Below are 18,415 nucleotides of genomic sequence, written 5' to 3' on the forward strand. Positions count from 1 at the left end.
TCGGCATGAAAATCGCCCTATTGCAGTGCAATACCGTTACCGGCGACGTGGCCGGAAATCTGGAACGTATCATCAGCACCGCCCGTCAGGCAGGCGCAGCAGGGGCGAACCTGTGCGTTACGCCGGAGCTGGCGCTTTGCGGCGTGGCCCCCGGCCACTACCTCTGCGCTCAGGGTTTTGCGGCGGGTTGCCTCAAGGCTCTGGATATCATGGCCGCTGAACTCAAGGATGGCCCTGCCGTGCTGGTGGGTGCGCCTGTGCCCAGCGTGTATGCCTCGGGCCTGCTTTCCAACGCGGCAGTGTTGGTTGAAAAAGGCGGCTGGCAGGTTGTTTCGCGCAAGGTGTATCAGAATCAGGGGCAGAACAGCGTGGCCGAATCCACAGATGAGGACGCCCGCTATTTTGACCGTGGCATTTCGTGCGGCATTGTCACCATGGGCGGCTGGCGCATCGGCGTTGTTTTGTGCGAAGATGCCCAGAGCGAAGACGCTTCGTTCTGGAAAACCCGTTACGCCAGCGGTCATAATCCGCTGATGGAACTGGTGCAGCGCGGCGTGGACGCGCTTGTGCACATGGCGGCGGCGCCCTTCAGCGTGGGCGCGCAGGAAACGGACGAACACCTGCTTTCGCACGTGGCGGCGCGGCATCATGTGCATATGTTTTCGGTGAACATGGTGGGCGGCAACGACAGCCGCGTGTACAACGGGCAGAGTCTTGTTTTTGATCCCACCGGGCAGCTGCTTGCCCGGGGCAAGGCCTTTGAGGAAGACGTGCTTGTGGTGGATACCGCGCGCGGGCAGGGTGCTGTTAAAGCCCCGGAACCGCTGGCCGCCTGCGTTGAACAAGATTACTGGCGCGCCCTTGTGCTCGGCACACGGGATTTTGTGCGCAAGTGCGGGGTGGAGAAGGGCATCGTAGCCATTTCCGGCGGTATGGATTCCGCCCTGGTGTGCAGCGTGGCGGTGGAGGCCCTTGGCGCGCAAAACGTCACCGGCGTGCTCCTGCCCTCGCCCCACAGCAGCGAGGGTTCGTTGACGGACGCCGCAAAGCTGGCGGAAAATCTGGGCATCACCACCGTGACCCTGCCCATCGGCCCGCTCATGGATGCTTTTGCCACCGCGCTCAAGCCCGGCCTTGACCTTTTTGAAGAAAAGCCCGGCGACGTGACCTTTGAAAACGTGCAGGCCCGCATACGCGGCACGCTCATTACCTCGCTGGCCAACAGGGCCAACGCCCTTGTGCTCAATACGGGTAACAAGAGCGAGGGGGCAATGGGCTACTGCACTCTGTACGGCGATTCCGTGGGCGCGCTGGCCGTGATCGGCGATCTAACCAAGACCCAGGTGTACGCTGTTGGTCGCTGGTACAACGCCCATCGCGGGGCAGAGATCATCCCCGATGAAATTTTCACCAAGGCTCCTTCTGCGGAGCTGCGTCCCGGTCAGAAAGATTCGGACAGCCTGTTGCCCTATGAGGATCTGGATCCGATTCTTGAAGATCTGTTGCAGCCTGCGGAGGCGGAATCCGGCCCGCTTTCGGCTGCGCGTATGGAAGTGCGCGACAAGCTGTTCAGGGCTGAATTCAAGCGCCGTCAGGAGCCTTTGTCGCTCTACATGAGCCGCATGCCCTTTGGCGGCGGCTGGCAGACGCCCGTTGCCGGGCGTTTCAGCCTGCCCAATAAATAGGCTGTATAAAAAAGATGTATGGGAAAGGGCTGTGCGGCAAAAGAGTTGCCGTATGGCCCGCCCCGAAGGGCGGGGGTTTTTTCTTGAAGCCCGCAACGCACTGGGGTAAGAGCAGTGTGTTGCACAACGCTGATCTGAGTGGAGGATATCATGGCGGAAGCACCGGAGAAAAATCTGGCTCTGGATATTGTTCGCATTACCGAGGCTGCGGCCCTTGCATCGGCCCGCTGGCTCGGTCGGGGAGACAAGGAAGCCGGTGACGGCGCCGCCGTTGACGCCATGCGCGTCAGCTTCGCCACCCTCAGTATTGATGGCAAGGTCATTATCGGCGAGGGCGAAAAAGACAATGCCCCCATGCTCTTTAACGGCGAAAAGGTCGGCAAGGGCTGCGGCCCCAGCCTTGACGTGGCCGTTGATCCTGTGGAAGGCACCAATCTGCTGGCCTATGGCCGCCCCAACGCCATTTCGGTGGTGGGTGTTGCGCAGAGCGGCAGCATGTTCAACCCCGGCCCCAGCTACTACATGCAGAAGCTGGTGGTGCCCCGCGAGGCCCGCGATGTGGTTGACCTTGATGCGCCGGTAAAGGTCAATCTGGCCAACGTGGCCAAGGCCATGGGCAAGAGCGTTCAGGATCTTGTGGTCTTTGTGCTCGACAAGCCCCGGCACGAAAAGCTTATTACGGAAATCCGCCAGGCTGGCGCGCGCATTCAGCTGCAAACCGACGGCGACGTGGCTGGCGCGCTCATGGCTGTTGATCCCCGTTCCGAGGTTGATATCATGATGGGTACGGGCGGCACCCCCGAGGGCGTGTTGTCTGCCTGCGCCATCAAGGGCATGGGCGGGCAGATTCTGGCCCGTCTGGATCCCCAGTCGTATGTGGAAAAAGAAGCCATCACCGAAGCGGGCATTGACGCGCGCGAGGTGCTCACGGTGCATGATCTGGTGCGCAGCGATGACTGCTTCTTTGCCGCCACGGGTATCTCCGGCGGTGATTTTTTGAGAGGCGTGCGTTACAGTGCCAAGTACGCTGTTACCCATTCGCTGGTTTTGCGCGGCAAAACCGGCACCCTGCGATATGTGGAGTCTTACCATAATATGGACAGACTCTCGAAATTTAGCGCGGTTCGGTATTGAATGAATAAAATTTCATCTCTTTGCGGTGTTTTTGCGGCACTGGTGCTGGCCCTGCCGCTGACGGTTGTTGCCCCCGGCATGGCCGAGGCCGCACAGGCTCCTGCTGCCAAGAAAAAGGCGGAGCAGCCTGCCCCAAGTTCCAGCGCAAGCGTTAATGTGTATGAAAAACAGCCTCCAGTAACGGACAAGGAACTGCTGGACTTTCTTGAACTTCTGCCGCAGTTCCGGGCCTGGGCCAAGGGCAACAATGAAGAGGCCCACCCCATCATGCGCAACAACAAGGCGGATTTTCTCTATTCGCCCAATGCCGCTGCCTGGGTGCAGGCGCATAACTGGAACCCGGTGCGCTTTTTCTGCGTCATGGGCCGCATGGCAGCCGCTCTTTCCATCGTGGAAGAAGGCAACGACATGAGCGGCGCGCGCTCCAAGGATATGCCCGAAGTTTCAGAAGGCGAGCTTGCCCTTGCCCGGCGTCACCTTGGCACCATGCTCAAAGCTGGTGGCGATGTGCCGCCCATAAACAAATAGGGCGCGTTCCGCGCCATGCCCGCTGTGCGGGCGCAAACAAATGATAGATGAAAGGCTCCGGTTGATTCCGGGGCCTTTTTTATTTGCGGCTGAGAGCCGCAGCCTCACTGTCTGTAACCGAAGGCAAAGCGGCGAAGCTGAAACGTTCCGCACGATGGGACATTCGCTGGTGTATGCCCCCGTATTGGGAGCGTTTGAACCATCATGCAAAGAAAAAGGCCCCTCGTGGGAGGGGCCTTGGTATTGTGAGCGCGATCTGCGCCGACCTGATGCAGTTGAGCTAGTTTGCAGGAGTCTGAGTTGCTGCGCCCTTGGGCTGTTCTGGTTGCGCCGCAGGGGTCGGTTCCGCAGGTGCAGCGGGGGCGGCTTCCTTGACCACTTCCTTGGCAAGTTCCTTGGCTGCATCGGCAGGAGTGGTCGCAGGCGCTGCTGCGGGAACTTCAGCCGGAGCTGCCGGGGCCGCAGGTGCCGTTGTTTGGGGAGCTGGCGCTCCCGCAGGCTGAGCGGCGGCAGGGGCAGCCGCAGGTTCCTGCACAGGGGCGGGCTTTTCAGCGGGAACAGCGGGCACGGATTCAGGCGCGGTCGCCGGGGCGGCGGGTTCAAGTTTGGGGGTCTCGGCCGGCGCTGCTACGGGAGCTTCAGGCGCGGGGGCCGGAGTCGCCGCAGGAGCCAGAACCGCCGGGGCAGCAGGAGCGGGCGTCAGGATGGCGCTCAGGCTCTTTATCTGCGCTTCAGGCGTTTTTTCCAGTTGCGGCATGAGCATGAGGGATGCGGGCTGGGCCAGAACAACCGCTATGACCGCGCACATCACGAGCGAACCGCTGGTGCCGCCGTGTGCGCCACGGCGCACCAGACGGGCAAGCAGTATTGCCGCCACAATGCCGATGCCGCCCAGCACGGGCAGGGCCTTGAGGCCAAGCACGGCGGTACGCTGGCTTTCTGTAAGCGTAAAGTGGAAAAACTTGCCAAGCCAGTCAAGCGTGTAGCCAAAACCTGCGGCTACCAGGGCCATGCTGGCGTGCAGCAGGCACAGGGCCGCGATGATGTAGAACAGCTTGGCTCCGGCGACAGGCAGGCGCAGCAGGGCCTTGCCCAGCAGGAGGGCTGCAAGGCAGGCCGTGCACACGGCAGCGCCCACCATGTCGGCAGCAAAAATACTCAGCAGGCAGGCGAACACAAGGGCTATCCACAAAAAGGCCATTCCGGCCTTTTCCTTGCGGGAGGCGGCCAGATCAGCAGGTGCGGTGCGCAGCACGCGCGCCCAGGAAACGCCGCAGATAACAGCCAGCCAAGGCAGCAGGCCCAGAGCCGCAAAGGCCAGAGGCTTCCACCATGTGGCCTTGGTGATGGGCCAGGTCACAAGCTGGGTGCCAAGGTTCTTGAGGTATCCCTCCGGCTGATGCCAGAGCATGACAACAGCGAGCCAGCAACCGATCATGCCCAGCATGAGCACAAAACCCACGAGGCCGTCCGCTTTTTGCGCGCGGCGGAATCCGCAACGCCAGAGCAGAAAGGCCAGGCTGGCAAGCACTGGCAGCAACAGATAGAAAAGGCCGCCCGTCAGGCCAGCCAATGCGGCCAATGTAAAGCCCAGAGGCAGGGTGATAGTCGTGCCCGGCTGCTGCCAGCCCTGGCAAAGACAGGCAAGGGAAAGCAAGGTCACTGCTGCAGCCAAAGCTTCCGGCCCGGTAAAGGTGGAGAGCGGCGCAAAAATGGGAGCGCAGAGCAGCAACATGCCACCAGCCAGAGCTGCCCGGCGATCCAGCCCTGCAACGCGGCCAAGAACCCATACAGCCACAAGGCAGATCAGGGTTCCGGTCATCGCGGCCAGGGGAAAGAGCAGATGGGCAAACTGCGGCGCGGTCTTGGTGAGCAGGGCTTCAATGCCCCGCAAAAACCAGAAAAACACGGGCCATTGCGAAAGACCGTCGCCCGCCGGGGCAAGCCACATGCCGCTCTGTGCGGTTTGGGTAAAGGCCAGAATGCCTGCGGCCTCGCGCGGACAGTACAGGCTGTGCCCCATAAGGGCGGGCCAGGCCTGGGCCAGCATGATGAGCAAGAGGGCAAGCGGCCCAACAACGCTGGCGGCATCAAAAATATTGTCGGCAAAACCGGGAGCGGCTGACTGAGGAGCGGGTTCTGTCGGTTTTGCGGAGGCAGCTGGTTTGCCTTCCTTGCCGGAGTTGCCGAACATTCCCCTGAATCCCTTGGCCGAGATCGTCACTGGGCGGGAAGCCCTGGGGGCTCCGCCCTCGGACTGAGGCGCTGTTGCTGCTGCGCTCGCAGCGGCCTGCGCCGCGCCAGCAGGTTCGGGAGCCGGTGCAGCTGGCTGGGAAACTGCCTTGGCAGCTTGCGCTTCGGATTGGGCGTGTGCCCCTTCCGCATTTGTCTGCTGGCCCCCGGACTGACAGACAGCCTGGTCTTCGGGATTCTGGGCGCTGGTCTGGGTCATGGCATCGCTCCTTCATGCGTTTTCGGCTCGCCAAGCAGGATATGTCGCGCCTGACGGGCTTCGAGGTCAATTTCTACGGCGCGCCCCGTGGGCAGGCTCTGGCCGCTCAGCACATCACGCGCGGGGCCTTGCGCGCCAGCGGGCAGAGGGCAGGCAAGGTGTTGTTTTCTGTCTGAAAAATTGGCAGCCAGCAGCCAGTAGCCGCCGCCCGGCAGGGCGCTCAGGGTCGCAACGCAGCCTGCAGGGCCGTTCACCACCTGCACAAGGCGGCCAGAGGCAAGTCCCGTGGCGCGTCTGGCTTGCAACAGGTGGGCAATCTGTCTGGCAAAACTTGTTTCCCGGCTCCACTGCATGTCCAGCGGGCCAAAGGCCAATGTGGCGGGGCTTTGCCCGCCGGGCAGGTTTGTGGCTCCCCACAGGGGCACGCTGCCAGCGCTGGACGCACCCTTGCCAGAACCCTGCGGCAATCCCATCGCGCCCGTAAGATCCTGCGGGTTTAAAAATGTCAGGCCCGGTAAGCCAATGCGCCAGCCCAGCAGGAGCAGGCAGGCGGATTCCATGGTTTGCGCATGCTCAGGGCGCACTGCGCTGGCAGCGTCAAGCCCAAGGGCGCGAGCGACCAGTTCCGCCTGGGTGACGGGCAAGCCCGTGGCTTCTGGTGCGCCCTTGGCAAGGGACTGCGCGCGGCGCACAAAGGTCTGACCGTCCGGCAGATCCAGCAGGGGACGCCAGTCAACATATTGCCTGTCCCGCAGTCCACGCGCAAGGCGGCTGTGGTCAACGCCTACCGTAAGCGATGCCTTGAGCAATGCGCTCAGGGGCGCGGCATCGCCGCTCAGCAGGGCATATGCGGCGGCAGCCGGGGTGATGCTGTCGCGGCTGAAATCCACGGCTGTGGCAAGCACCGCTTTGGTCAGTGATGGGGGCAGCACATCATCCTGCACGGCCCATCCGCCATAGCGGTGCACCTCGCCCGCCAGGGATTCCAAAGCTTCAAGGCCCGGAACCAGCGTCGAAGGGTCTGTTCTGCCCCCGCTCTGGCCTTCAACTTGCGCGTCCAGCCCCATGAGGGCCTCCAGCCTGATGCCCGCAAGCGTTTGCTGCTGCAAGCCCGTGTGCTGGATAACCGCTGCGGAAAATACCCGCCGAGCTTGACCGGAAGGATCCTGCCACAGCAGTACGGGGCGCAGGGCGTTGCCGCTGTAGCGGTAAACCCAGCGCCGCACCTGGCCATCCGCGCCGCGCACTTCGCCGGTGACGGCCCACCCTCCATGGGTTGCCCAGTCAAGGGTGTCGCGCCGCAACTGATCAGGAACGACTCCACGTTTGCGCAATTCCGCCACAGCGGTCTGGCGCAGGGGCAGGCAGTCCCATTCGCCAGCGGTGGCGGGCAAAATATCCCAGTCTTTCTGCGGCACAGACATCATGGCATACAGGCCGTCAAAGCGCGAGGCCCGGCGTGCCTGAAGGATAAAATCCGGCCCCAGCCCCGTAGCGGCTGGGGGGAGTTCTCCGCCCATCTGCATCTGCGCCTGATCAAGCTTTGTAGTCAGCCTCGAAAAATCCTCGCCGGTGCCCAGTGATGGGTCTGGCCGCAGGGCGGTGACGTTGTCGCCCGCCTCAGATGCGGCGTCAGGCAGCGCGGAAGCAGCATGGGCGCTCCAGATGTCGCCTTTTTCGCCCAAAGGAGCCAGGAAAAGTCCGCCAAAGCCCGCTTGCGCCCAAAAGGCGTCCACGCCGGGTTGGGCCAGCGCCCGTAGGGCTGGCTGCCCCGCGCCAAGGCTGTGCGGGTTCACGTCAAACCAGTTGGGCGCAGCGGTGAGCAGCAGGGGCACACGCCGTGCCGAGGCGCTGTTGCGCCAGATAAGATCCGTGCCGGAAACCTGCCCTGTCAGTTCCTGGGTGGAGCCGAGCATGGACTGGCGCTCAATCCATTGCAGATACCCCGGATCGGCGCGTGGCAGCAGGGATGCGTTCCCAGTTGGTTGCTCGCGGCGCAGGGAGGTTGCCGTGCCGCTGTGCTTTGTGCAGGCCGCGAGGCATAGGCCGACCACCAGAGCCGCCACAAGCAGGGCCAGCAGGGGCAATCGGGTCGCAATTCCGGCGGTCAGCGGAGCAGGCCGCCTCAGGGTTTTTCGCAATGGCTGGGCACGCATAGTTGCGACCGTCAGGCCTTTGCCGCAGTTTCCTCGGCCTTGGCTGTGTTCCACAGCTCGTCCTTTTCATCAAGGGTCAGGGCCGAAAAATCAAGATTCTTCTCGCGGGCGATTTCTTCCATGCGGGCAAAGCGTTTGAGGAAGCGTCGGTTGGCGTAGTCCAGAGCTTCGCTGGCCTTGATGCCCTTGCGGCGGCCAAGCTCTGCAATGCTGAACAGCAAATCGCCCAGTTCGTGCTTCTGGGCATCATGATCGCCGCCAGCGGAGGCGTCCAGCCACTCCAGCCACTCGGCTTCCACCTGCTGCTCCACCTCTTCATCTTCCTGCCAGGTAAAGCCCACGCGGGCCGCCTTGGAGTTGATGCGGTAGGCCTTGGCAAGCGGGGGCAGGCTTTCGGGCAGGCTGTCAAACAGGCCCTTGGGCTTGCCTTCGTCATCAGTATGCTCGGCGCGCTTGATTTTTTCCCAGGCTTTGAGCTGTTCTTCAAGGCTGTCAAAAACCGTGTTGCTGAACACGTGGGGGTGGCGGCGGATCATCTTGGCCCTGTTGTTGTTGAGGGCATCGTCGAGGTTGAACTGCCCCTGCTTTTCATACAGGCGCGCCACAAAGAGCAGCAAAAAGGCCACATCGCCCAGTTCTTCGCGGATGTCGGCCACATTGCCGGAGCGGATGGCGCTCACAAGCTCATGGCTTTCTTCAATGACGTATTCGGCAAGGCTTTCAGGGGTCTGCTCCTTGTCCCAGGGGCAGCCGTCGGGAGCGGTGAGCTTGTCGATGATGAGCTGCAATTCTTCGAGGGCGGTCTTTTCCATGATGGCGTGTTTCCTTGGTAATTCTGGCAGTTAAATGCCCAGGCGGGCGGTGAGGTCAGGCGGCAGCCAGCCGTGTACCTGGGTCATGAGCGCGTTGAAGTAGGGCAGTGCGCGCGAGTGCTGCATAAAGGGCGCGCCCGCGAAAAATTTTTGCAGAAACAGCAGGGCCAGAGAGCAGAGCAGGACGCCCTTGGCAAGACCAAGCATGCCGCCAGCCAGTTTGTCTGCCCACGAAACAAAAGAGAAAGAAAGTATTTTTTGCAGGATGCGCGCAAGGATGGCCACTGAAATGATGACACCCAGAAAAATGAGCACGTATGCCGCAATGATGCGCCATGAGGGATCGGTGATAAGCGTGAGGCGCGGCGCAAGCAGCGGGTGGTAATGGTGCGCGGCCCAGAAGCCGCCCAGCAGCGAAATAAGCCCGGCTACTTCGCCCACAAAACCGTGGATAAAGCCCCGTGTGCCAAAAAATACCAGTATAAGCACTATAATAAGGTCGAAAATGTCCTGACCCATGCGTTCTCCGTTGCGGCTGTGTTGCCCGCGTGGCGGGCCGTTGCCGGGAAGGCTTTCGCGCCGAGGCCTTTGACCTGCGGCGGGGCAGAGCATAGCAGATGCTGGCCTGCGGCACAACGTGCCTCGGGGGCTGATTGGCCGCAAGCCGCTGACGTAGTTGCAGTATGGAACAGGGATGCCGGGACGCTGCACACAGGGAGGCAGCATGCACTGGGGCGGGATCAAACAGGGCGGGCAAGCTGCTGCGGCAGGCGGGGCAGCAGTTGGGCCATAGTGCTGTAACCGCGCAGGGCCAGAATCACGCCGGGGTCCGGCTCCGCAAAAATATGGGGATAGTCCTCCTCGCCGCACTGCGGATGCACGGTAAAAGCCAGTTGCTCCGGGCCGTTTGGCAAGAACTGCGCGTCAACGCCGGGCTTGTTGCCCCGCGCGTCCAACCGCCGCCAGATCTGCCGCTCGCTGATCCATACGGCGTTGAGGCCGTGCAGTACCCGGTGGGGATCGTGCTCATCTTCAAAGCCCAGCAACTGGTAGCAAAATCCTGCGGCGATGCCGTTGGCGCGCAGCAATGCCGCCAGAAGATGCGCCTTGGCATAACACAGGCCCTGGCCCACTTGCAGTACTTCCGATGCGCTGCACGTAACGGCAGTGCCGCCGCAGTCCACCGAGTGAGCAATGCTGTCGCGTACAAAGATAAAAGTTTTTTCAATGAGTTCCATTTCAGATGCACAGTGCGCGGCAAGGCTGGCGGCCCTGCGCTGCACTGGTGCAGAGCGGAAATCAACGATTTCCGACTCGCTCATGCATGCTTGCGGTACAGGGGGCTGTTGGTGCATCATCGCCAAACCCTATCATAGGGGAGCGCGGGGTGCAAAAAGGCCAAGGTTTCAGCCCCCCAAAGAATTGTCCTTCGTGCGCAGAACACAACCACGCAGCATCATAGGGCGGAACAACAGGTCGGGCAGGAGGCATGATGGATACATTGCGGGGGCGCGTGGCGGGCGTGGTGCTGGCGGGGGGGCTTTCCTTTCGTATGGGCCGCGACAAGGCGCTGCTGCGGGTCTACGGTTCGGACAATCCCGATCTGCTGGCCCGTACGCACACGCTGCTGACCGCCTTGCTGCCGCAGTGCTGGGTGTCGTGCAGGCCGGGGCTTTCCCGAGCCGGGTATCAGTGTATTTTTGATGAAAAAAATGACTGCGGCCCCGTAGCGGGGGTGGTCGCGGCCCTGCGCACGGCGCAGGCGCAGGGATTTTCTGCCGTGCTGGTGCTTTCTTGCGACATGCCTTTTATGGATGCGCCCACCTTGCGCAACTTGCTTGCCGCCCGCAATGCTGCCCCGGCAGATACCCTTGCCACGCTCTATATGGATGCGGTCAGCGGCAGACCCGAGGCTCTTTCTGCGGTATACGAAACAGCGGCGCTGCCCTGGTTTGAAGATTCGCTGGCCTTTCACGGCGGCAGGCTCAACAGGGTTGTGCCGCTGGAGCGGCAGTGCCGTTTGCCCTATGGCCCGGAAGAAGCCCGTCCGTTTTTCAATCTGAACCGCCCCGATGACCTGCAAAGGGCGCTGGATATTCTGAGCGCTTCCCATTAGTCTCTCTCTACCAGTTCACGGTCATCTAAGTAATCGTGATTATCCGGCGGAAGCTGATCTACCGCCAACCAATATTTGCTACCCGGCGCGGTTGCGCGTCTGCCCGGGCGAGCGGAGAAAACGCGCGTGAAAACACTGCCGGAGCAATGGCTTTATTCGGCCCGCTGCGGTGATTTGGAGTGAACATGGATATTGGGGCTTATACGTTTAAGGAATTTCATCGCCTTGCTGAGAATTTTCACGGCTATGCCGCACCGGGCCTGCTTGTGGGCGGCTATATGGTGGAGCTTGCCAAGCGCCATCTGCCCGAGGGCACGCTGTTTGAGGCCGTGGTGGAATCGGGCAAGTGCCTGCCTGACGCGGTGCAGTTGCTCACCCTGTGCAGCATAGGCAACAACTGGATGAAGATTCACAATCTGGGCCGCTACGCTGTATCGCTGTTTGACAAGCACACTGGCGAGGGCGTGCGCGTGAGCCTGGATCCGGTGAAGATGGCTGCCTATCCCGAACTCAAGGCCTGGTTCTTTAAGGAAAAGGCCAAAAAAGATCAGGATATCGCCCTGCTGGAATCAGAAATTGAAGCCGCAGGCGACAGCATCTGCAAGGTGGAGCCCATCACCGTTAAGCGGCGGTTTATGGGCCACAAGCACATGACGCGCATTCTGTGCTGCCCCGTGTGCGGCGAGGCCTACCCGGTGGAAGACGGTCCCGTGTGCCGTGGCTGTCAGGGCGAGGCCCCTTATGTGCTGGCGCGGCGCGAGCTTAAGGAAGACTGTCAGGCCCTTGCCGCAGAGCGCCACAAGGCCGCAACGGGCGTTCGTGTTGTGCCTGTGGAAGAAGCCGTGGGCAAAACCGTGGCCCACGACATGACCCGTATTGATCCCGGCCAGTTCAAAGGGCCGGAATTCAAGGCCGGGCAGCGCATTTCTGTGGGCGATATCTGCCGCTTGCAGCAGATGGGCCGCTTCCATGTGGCCATTACAGATGATGCCCCAGCCAGCGCGCAGGTATCCCCTGATGATCCCCGTGCCTTGGTGCATGAAAATGAAGTGGCGGAAATTTTTGCGCGCCGCATGGCTGGCGAAGGCGTTACCTACGAACTGCCGCCCCATGAAGGCAAAATTGACTTCAAGGCCGCCTGTAACGGACTTTTCTGCGTGGATGTGGAGCGCATGACGCGGTTCAATCTGGTACCTGAGGTCATGGTGGCATCACGTCAGGATGGAACCCTGGTCAAGCAGGGCGGCCCGCTTTGCGGCACCCGCGCCATCCCGCTCCACATTACGCGCGAGCGGCTTGGCCAGGCGCTGGAAGCGCTGGAAGGCGGGCCTTTGTTCCGCGTGTTGCCTCTGCGCAAGGCCCGCGTGGGCATCCTTGTGACCGGAACCGAAGTTTTTCAGGGGATTATTGAAGACAAGTTCATCCCTGTCATCACCGCCAAGGTCAGCATGCTGGACTGCACCGTGGTGCGTACCGACATCGTACCGGACGACAAAGCCATGATGCAGGCCTCCGTGGCCGCCATGCGCGAGGCCGGGGCGGATCTGCTGATCACCACGGGCGGGCTTTCCGTTGACCCGGACGATGTGACCCGTCAGGCACTTGTGGAAGCAGGCCTGACAGACGTGCTGCACGGCGTGCCCATCCTGCCCGGCACCATGAGCCTCATGGGCCGCATCCCCGGCCCGCAGGGTGATATGCAGGTGCTGGGCGTGCCCGCCTGCGCTCTGTATTTTAAAACAACCTTCCTTGATCTGGCGTTGCCGCGCATGCTGGCAGGCCGTGGCCTGACCCGCGCCGAGGCTGCCCGCATGGGTGAGGGCGGTTACTGCCTGGCATGCCACACCTGCACCTATCCCAAGTGCTGGTTCGGTAAATAATTCTGAATCTTGTGCAAAGGCGGACACGCCTTTTTGCGGAGGCTCCGAAATTTTTTTCGGGGCCTTTTTTAGTGCGATAGAATCACCAATAAGCGAGGAGTGGACGTAATTTTTTAAGAAAAAAGTATAATTATTTCAGGGGTAGCAAGAGAAAAAATATCGCCCAGTTTATGCTGTTTGTGTGTGCAATTCTATCAATTATAGTGTTCCATCTCCATGAAATGGCATGCAAAATTATATCATTGGGAAAATGGTCACAAATAGGGTCGGTTCTCTTTAAAAAAATGTAAGTATCTTGCGATATCACGTTTTTTCAACTATGGTGAAAACAAATCTCCATCTTGTTAATTGACGCAGTTCAGAGGCGTCTTGTTCAACGCAGGAGTTCTGACCTTGCGTTGCGTGATTGGCCTAAAAAAGGAGTGTCATCATGAAAAGCACCCGGAGGAGCTTCCTCAAGGGCGTCGGTGCAGGAGTTCTCTGCCTCACATTGGGGCAGCTGGGCTTCGACCTGGGCGAGGCCCAGGCTTACGCCGTAAAACTCAAGATAGAAGGCGCCAAGGAAGTCATCAGCGTCTGCCCCTTCTGTTCGGTCTGCTGTCAGGTCATAGCCTATGTGCGTGACGGCAAGCTCGTTTCCACAGAGGGCGACCCGGACTTTCCCGTTAACGAAGGTGCGCTCTGCGCCAAGGGCGCGGCGCTCTTCAGCATGTACACCAATGACCACCGCCTGAAGAAGCCGCTTTACCGCGCGCCCAACAGTGATCACTGGGTGGAAAAAGACTGGGACTGGACTTTGGCCCAGATCGCCCGCCGGGTTAAAGACACCCGCGACAAGGATTTTATTCTCAAGAATGCCAAGGGGCAGACGGTCAACCGTCTTGATTCCATCTTCTGGATGGGTACCTCGCACGCCTCCAACGAAGAATGCGCTGTCATTCACCAAGCAATACGCGGCCTGGGTGTTGTCCATATGGACCACCAGGCACGGGTCTGACACAGCCCCACTGTTGCGGCTCTGGCAGAGTCGTTCGGACGCGGTGCTATGACGAACCACTGGATCGATATCAAGAATAGCGATGCAGTGCTTATTATCGGCAGCAATGCCGCTGAACATCATCCTGTCGCCTTTAAGTGGGTCATGCGGGCCAAGGACAACGGGGCCGTGCTTATGCACGTTGACCCCAAGTTCTCGCGCACGTCCGCCCGTTGCGACTTCCACGTGCCTCTGCGCTCGGGAACGGATATTCCCTTCCTGGGCGGCATGGTCAACTACATTCTGGAAAACAAGCTGTACTTCAAGGAATATGTTGAAAAGTACACCCATGCCGCCTTTGTGGTGGGCAAGGATTATGCTTTCAACGACGGCCTTTTCAGCGGCTATGATCCGGTCACGCGCACATACGACAAAAAGACATGGGCGCTGGAAATGGGGCCTGACGGCAAGCCTGTGGTCGATCCCACCTTCCAGAACGAGCGCTGCGTCATCAACATGATGCGCCAGCACTATTCCCGCTACACGCTTAAAAACGTTTCTGACGTTACGGGCGTTTCGCAGGAAAATCTGCTCAAGGTCTACAAGGCCTTCTGCGCCACTGGCGGCCCCGACAAGGCTGGCACCATCATGTACGCTCTGGGCTGGACACAGCACACCGTGGGCGTGCAGAACATTCGTCTTTCCTCGCTGATCCAGCTTTTGCTGGGCAATATCGGCGTGGCTGGCGGCGGCATCAACGCCCTGCGCGGCGAGCCCAATGTGCAGGGTTCCACCGACCATGCCCTGCTGTACAACAACCTGCCCGGCTACCACGGCACCCCTCGCGCCCCGTGGCAGACCCTGACCGACTACAACAAGGCCAACACCCCTGTCACCAAGCTGCCCAACAGCGCCAACTGGTGGAGCAACAGGCCCAAGTATATCGCCAGCCTGCTCAAGGGCTGGTTTGGTGATGAAGCCACGCCTGAAAACGACTTCTGCTATGACCTGCTGGCCAAGCTGGAGCCGAACGAAGACTGCTCATACATGTTTGCCATGGATAAAGTCTATCAGGGCAAAATGCGCGGCGGTTTCATCTTTGGCGTGAACCCCATGAACAGCTTCCCCAACACCAACAAGATGCGGGCCGCTCTGGACAAGCTGGACTGGCTCGTGTGTTCTGAGCTGCACAATTCGGAAACCACGGACAACTGGAAGCGTCCCGGTGTGGACCCCAAGGCCTGCAAGACCGAAGTGTTCCTTTTGCCCTCGGCTCACCGCATTGAAAAGGAAGGCACTATCAGCAACAGCGGCCGCTGGTTGCAGTGGTTCGATCAGGGCGTTAAGCCCGGCGGCGAAGCACGCAACTTTGCAGACATTGTTGTGCCCCTGTTCAACCAGATACGCGATCTCTACAAGGCCGAAGGCGGCGTCTTGCCCGAGCCCATCCTCAAGATGAATTGGCCGGACAAGTACGACGCTTCTGACTGGGCGCGCCGCATCAACGGTTTCTTCTGGGCCGATACCAAGGTGGGCGACAAGCAGTACAAGCGCGGTCAGCTTGTGCCTGCCTTCGCGGCGCTGAAGGACGACGGTACGACCTCGTCGCTCAACTGGATTTACACAGGCAGCTGGACAGAAGAAGATGGCAACAAGTCCAAACGCCGTAATACCAGTCAGACGCCCATGCAGGCCAATATCGGCCTGTTCCCCAACTGGTCGTGGTGCTGGCCGGTGAACCGCCGCATTCTGTATAACCGCGCTTCTGTGGATGTGAACGGCAAGCCGTTCAATCCCAAGCGTGCGGTTATTGAATGGGACGGCACCAAGTGGGTGGGCGACGTCCCCGACGGCCCCTGGCCGCCCATGGCCAATGAGGGCGGCAAGCTGCCCTTCATCATGGTGAAGGACGGTCACTCCCAGTTCTTCGCCGCTGGCCCAGCTGACGGCCCCTTCCCCGAACACTACGAACCTGCGGAAACGCCTCTGGCCAGCCATCCGTTCTCAAGGCAGTTGAGCAGCCCGGTGTACAAGTTCCATACCTCCGATATGGACAAGATCGCCGCGCCCGCTGACCCCAACTACCCCTATGTGCTGACCACCTACAGCCTCACCGAACACTGGTGCGGCGGCGGCGAAACGCGCAATGTGCCCAACCTGCTTGAAACCGAGCCTCAGCTCTATGTGGAAATGAGTCCAGAGCTGGCCAAGGAAAAGGGCATCAAGAACGGCGATGGCGTCCTTCTTGAAAGCATTCGCGGTACCTGCGAGGCCATCGCCATGGTGACGGTGCGCATTCGTCCCTTTACGGTTATGGGCAGAACGATCCACCTTGTGGGTATGCCCTTTGCCTTTGGCTGGACAACGCCCAAGTGCGGCGACTCCACCAACCGGCTGACCGTTGGTGCGTATGACCCCAACACCACCATTCCTGAATCCAAGGCCTGCTGCGTCAATCTGCGTAAGGCCGACAAGCTGACCGAAATAGGCTAACGAGCCGGGCGTGCTCCTTGATGGAGCGCGCCCGCCAAGGAGCATTGCTATGCCGAAGACTTTTTTGATCGACACCACTCGGTGCACGGCATGCCGGGGCTGCCAGTTGGCCTGTAAGGAATGGCATGACCTGCCTGCCAATGAGACCAAGCAGCGCGGCACTCATCAGAATCCGCCGGATCTGAACCCCAACAACCTCAAGATTGTTCGTTTTCGCGAGCGTATGAAGCCTGACGGCACCGTCGTGTGGAACTTCTTTCCCGACCAGTGCCGCCACTGCCTTACGCCCATTTGCAAGGAAGTGGCCGACATGGCCGTGCCCGGCGCCATCATCAAGGATCCCAAAACGGGTATGGTGATAGCCACGGACAAAAGCGCCAAGCTGAGCCCCGAGGATGCGCAGGCCGTTATTGACGCCTGCCCCTACAACATCCCCCGGCTGGATCCCAAGACCAAGTGCCTGACCAAGTGCGACATGTGCATTGACCGCGTCACTGCGGGCATGCTGCCCATTTGCGTCAAGACGTGCCCCACGGGCACAATGGCTTTTGGCGAAAGGGAGGAAATCCTGCCCATGGCCAAAAAGCGGCTTGAAATAGTCAAAAAGACCTTCCCCAAGGCTTTTCTGGCTGATGTAGAAGATGTGAGCGTCATCTACCTGCTGGCCGAAGAAAAAGAACACTACTACGAACACGCGGCCTTCATGTAAGGCCTTATCCCCTCTACCCCCGCAGTCGTATGGCTGCGGGGGTAGAAAAGCACTGCGGGGGCTTGGCAAATCCTTCGCTTTGGTTCACCATCAGGGTATAATACCAGTAAGCACGTTTGCCTTGTTGCGGCGTGAATGTTGCTGGAGCGGCCCCTGGTTTTTGCCTCAACCGGTTGGCGCAGGCTCTCCTTGAATTGCGCGGGGGCTCCTTGAACTCGTGTTTGCCAAGGCAAGGTAAAGGTCTGTCAGCCCGGTACCAGATCGGTACTCGGAAATGACAGCACCGCTTGCACCTGCACTGCGAAATGCCGGAATGAGCATTCTGAAAACATTGAGGGCAGACATCCTCAGTGTTGCATCGTTTGGGAAATCAGCCGGGAGTACCCTCGGCATACGGAGTATCAATGGCTGTTAAAAGGCAAACCGTTGCCCAAACCCTTGAAGAAGTTATCTCGTGGCGTCCGGTATTGGCCCCTGTGCTGCGGTCGTTTGAACCGCTGCTCACCGCCCAGGAAGAGCTTGGTGATGCCGTGGCCGAATGCCTTAAAAAAGAGGGCTTGTCACTGCCGCAGGCTGAGCCGCAGCGGATGGAACAGGGTGTTTCAATGCTTGCCGGAGCTCCCTTTGCGGGCGTGGCCCCAGCGGTGCGTATTTGCGCAGAAAAGCTGCTGCCCATGCTGTGCCGCATGGACGCCGTCGTTCCCCACAAGGCCAAGCTCACGGATTTTTTTCTGAAATCTGATGGAGCTGAAGCCCAGCGAGCAGAAGAGCTGGTTTGCGCCGCTGCCTCGGGCGACAGGGATGCCCTGGCGGCTTTGGCTGAAAAAATGGGCCTTGACCCCTTGGTGCTGGACTTTGTGACCGGGTTCATCGTTGCGCCGATTTTGCGAGGCATGACCGCCCAGGCCGTGGCCGCAGAGGGTGACACCCCTTGGGAAGCCGGCGATGTGTGGCGGCAGGGCTATTGCCCTGTGTGCGGCGCACTGCCCACCATTGGATGGATGGATAAACCCAGCATTGATGAAAAAAATGCTTTTCTCGCGGGCGGCGGCGGTAAAAAGCACCTGCACTGCGGCGTGTGCGGCGCGGACTGGAAATTCCGCCGTGGCGCATGCCCTGCATGCGGCGAGGAAGGCAGCGGGGTGATGGAATTGCTGCGAGAAAGCGGCACTGCTCACGGTGAGCGGCTGGATTGGTGCACCAAGTGCAAGTCGTACTGCCCGGCAGTGGATCTGCGCGAGCGCGAGTTTGTTCCCAATCTGGATGCGCTGGCGCTTGGCATGATGCATCTGGATATGGTGGCGGCACGTAAAAAGCTGAAACCAGTCAGACCCTCATTCTGGAACATGTTTTAGCGGCAGCTTGCGGCACGTACAAAAGCCGTTTTTTGAAGCTGCCTTTGCCACAAAATTTAGGTTCTTCGTCGTTTGATGTGGAATTGACCGACCTCAATCAGTTTGGATAGCCCTCCTTT

The 18,415-nt window shown here is 60.2% G+C and carries 13 protein-coding genes; 8 read left to right on the forward strand and 5 right to left on the reverse strand.

The annotated features are described in order from the left end of the window. The first annotated feature begins 5 nt into the window (after nt 1-5). The 3 genes from ACUZ79_RS04825 (at nt 6) to ACUZ79_RS04835 (ending at nt 3,347) form a co-directional block, all read left to right on the forward strand. Complete coding sequence (locus ACUZ79_RS04825) at nt 6-1,685, forward strand: NAD+ synthase (RefSeq protein ID WP_240823860.1); 1,680 nt, start codon at nt 6-8, stop codon at nt 1,683-1,685. A 150-nt stretch (nt 1,686-1,835) separates the two neighbouring features. Next, on the forward strand, nt 1,836-2,819 hold the full coding sequence (glpX, locus tag ACUZ79_RS04830) for a class II fructose-bisphosphatase (RefSeq protein WP_449250866.1): 984 nt from the start codon (nt 1,836-1,838) through the stop codon (nt 2,817-2,819). Next, nucleotides 2,820-3,347: a serine/threonine protein phosphatase gene (locus ACUZ79_RS04835; protein WP_240823862.1), complete on the forward strand. Its 528-nt coding sequence runs from the start codon at nt 2,820-2,822 to the stop codon at nt 3,345-3,347. Nucleotides 3,348-3,627: 280 nt separating this feature from the next. On the opposite strand, the gene ACUZ79_RS04840 is transcribed toward ACUZ79_RS04835, so the two are convergent. From ACUZ79_RS04840 to ACUZ79_RS04860, 5 genes are all read right to left on the reverse strand, one after another. Next, nucleotides 3,628-5,799, reverse strand: a complete 2,172-nt coding sequence (locus ACUZ79_RS04840) for an ArnT family glycosyltransferase (RefSeq protein ID WP_449250867.1) — start codon at nt 5,797-5,799, stop codon at nt 3,628-3,630. Further along, nucleotides 5,796-7,955, reverse strand: coding sequence for a hypothetical protein (locus ACUZ79_RS04845; RefSeq protein WP_449250868.1), 2,160 nt, complete (start codon nt 7,953-7,955; stop codon nt 5,796-5,798). Before ACUZ79_RS04845 ends, ACUZ79_RS04840 begins: the two co-directional genes overlap by 4 nt. Nucleotides 7,956-7,966: 11 nt before the next feature. After that, complete coding sequence (gene mazG / locus ACUZ79_RS04850; RefSeq protein WP_449250869.1) at nt 7,967-8,767, reverse strand: nucleoside triphosphate pyrophosphohydrolase; 801 nt, start codon at nt 8,765-8,767, stop codon at nt 7,967-7,969. A 30-nt stretch (nt 8,768-8,797) separates the two neighbouring features. Further along, on the reverse strand, nt 8,798-9,286 hold the full coding sequence (locus ACUZ79_RS04855; protein WP_240823865.1) for a CvpA family protein: 489 nt from the start codon (nt 9,284-9,286) through the stop codon (nt 8,798-8,800). Nucleotides 9,287-9,507: 221 nt separating this feature from the next. Next, the gene (locus ACUZ79_RS04860) at nt 9,508-10,089 is read right to left on the reverse strand and encodes a transglutaminase domain-containing protein (RefSeq protein WP_449250870.1); all 582 of its coding nucleotides are present in this window, start codon (nt 10,087-10,089) and stop codon (nt 9,508-9,510) included. 170 nt (nt 10,090-10,259) lie between these two features. Here ACUZ79_RS04860 and mobA point away from each other — a divergent pair, with 170 nt between their 5' ends. From mobA to ACUZ79_RS04885, 5 genes are all read left to right on the forward strand, one after another. Then, nucleotides 10,260-10,883, forward strand: a complete 624-nt coding sequence (gene mobA, locus ACUZ79_RS04865; protein WP_449250871.1) for a molybdenum cofactor guanylyltransferase — start codon at nt 10,260-10,262, stop codon at nt 10,881-10,883. 185 nt (nt 10,884-11,068) lie between these two features. Further along, nucleotides 11,069-12,763: an FmdE family protein gene (locus ACUZ79_RS04870; RefSeq protein WP_449250872.1), complete on the forward strand. Its 1,695-nt coding sequence runs from the start codon at nt 11,069-11,071 to the stop codon at nt 12,761-12,763. Nucleotides 12,764-13,193: 430 nt separating this feature from the next. Beyond that, nucleotides 13,194-16,232 carry a formate dehydrogenase-N subunit alpha gene (gene fdnG, locus ACUZ79_RS04875; RefSeq protein WP_449250873.1) on the forward strand — a complete coding sequence of 1,013 codons (3,039 nt, stop codon included), beginning with the start codon at nt 13,194-13,196 and terminating at the stop codon, nt 16,230-16,232. A 49-nt stretch (nt 16,233-16,281) separates the two neighbouring features. Then, complete coding sequence (locus ACUZ79_RS04880; RefSeq protein WP_449250874.1) at nt 16,282-16,941, forward strand: 4Fe-4S dicluster domain-containing protein; 660 nt, start codon at nt 16,282-16,284, stop codon at nt 16,939-16,941. A 404-nt stretch (nt 16,942-17,345) separates the two neighbouring features. Continuing rightward, complete coding sequence (locus ACUZ79_RS04885) at nt 17,346-18,296, forward strand: formate dehydrogenase accessory protein FdhE (RefSeq protein WP_449250875.1); 951 nt, start codon at nt 17,346-17,348, stop codon at nt 18,294-18,296. Nucleotides 18,297-18,415: the final 119 nt, after the last annotated feature.

Source organism: Desulfovibrio faecalis, assembly GCF_053570625.1.

Excerpts from the sequence above, each read along its gene's own strand:
- glpX (WP_449250866.1), top strand. The coding sequence starts at position 1,836 with ATGGCGGAAGCACCGGAGAAAAATCTGGCTCTGGATATTGTTCGCATT.
- ACUZ79_RS04880 (WP_449250874.1), top strand. The coding sequence starts at position 16,282 with ATGCCGAAGACTTTTTTGATCGACACCACTCGGTGCACGGCATGCCGG.
- ACUZ79_RS04840 (WP_449250867.1), bottom strand. The coding sequence starts at position 5,799 with ATGACCCAGACCAGCGCCCAGAATCCCGAAGACCAGGCTGTCTGTCAG.
- ACUZ79_RS04860 (WP_449250870.1), bottom strand. The coding sequence starts at position 10,089 with ATGAGCGAGTCGGAAATCGTTGATTTCCGCTCTGCACCAGTGCAGCGC.
- ACUZ79_RS04845 (WP_449250868.1), bottom strand. The coding sequence starts at position 7,955 with ATGCGTGCCCAGCCATTGCGAAAAACCCTGAGGCGGCCTGCTCCGCTG.
- mobA (WP_449250871.1), top strand. The coding sequence starts at position 10,260 with ATGGATACATTGCGGGGGCGCGTGGCGGGCGTGGTGCTGGCGGGGGGG.
- ACUZ79_RS04825 (WP_240823860.1), top strand. The coding sequence starts at position 6 with ATGAAAATCGCCCTATTGCAGTGCAATACCGTTACCGGCGACGTGGCC.
- ACUZ79_RS04835 (WP_240823862.1), top strand. The coding sequence starts at position 2,820 with ATGAATAAAATTTCATCTCTTTGCGGTGTTTTTGCGGCACTGGTGCTG.
- ACUZ79_RS04885 (WP_449250875.1), top strand. The coding sequence starts at position 17,346 with ATGGCTGTTAAAAGGCAAACCGTTGCCCAAACCCTTGAAGAAGTTATC.
- ACUZ79_RS04870 (WP_449250872.1), top strand. The coding sequence starts at position 11,069 with ATGGATATTGGGGCTTATACGTTTAAGGAATTTCATCGCCTTGCTGAG.
- mazG (WP_449250869.1), bottom strand. The coding sequence starts at position 8,767 with ATGGAAAAGACCGCCCTCGAAGAATTGCAGCTCATCATCGACAAGCTC.
- ACUZ79_RS04855 (WP_240823865.1), bottom strand. The coding sequence starts at position 9,286 with ATGGGTCAGGACATTTTCGACCTTATTATAGTGCTTATACTGGTATTT.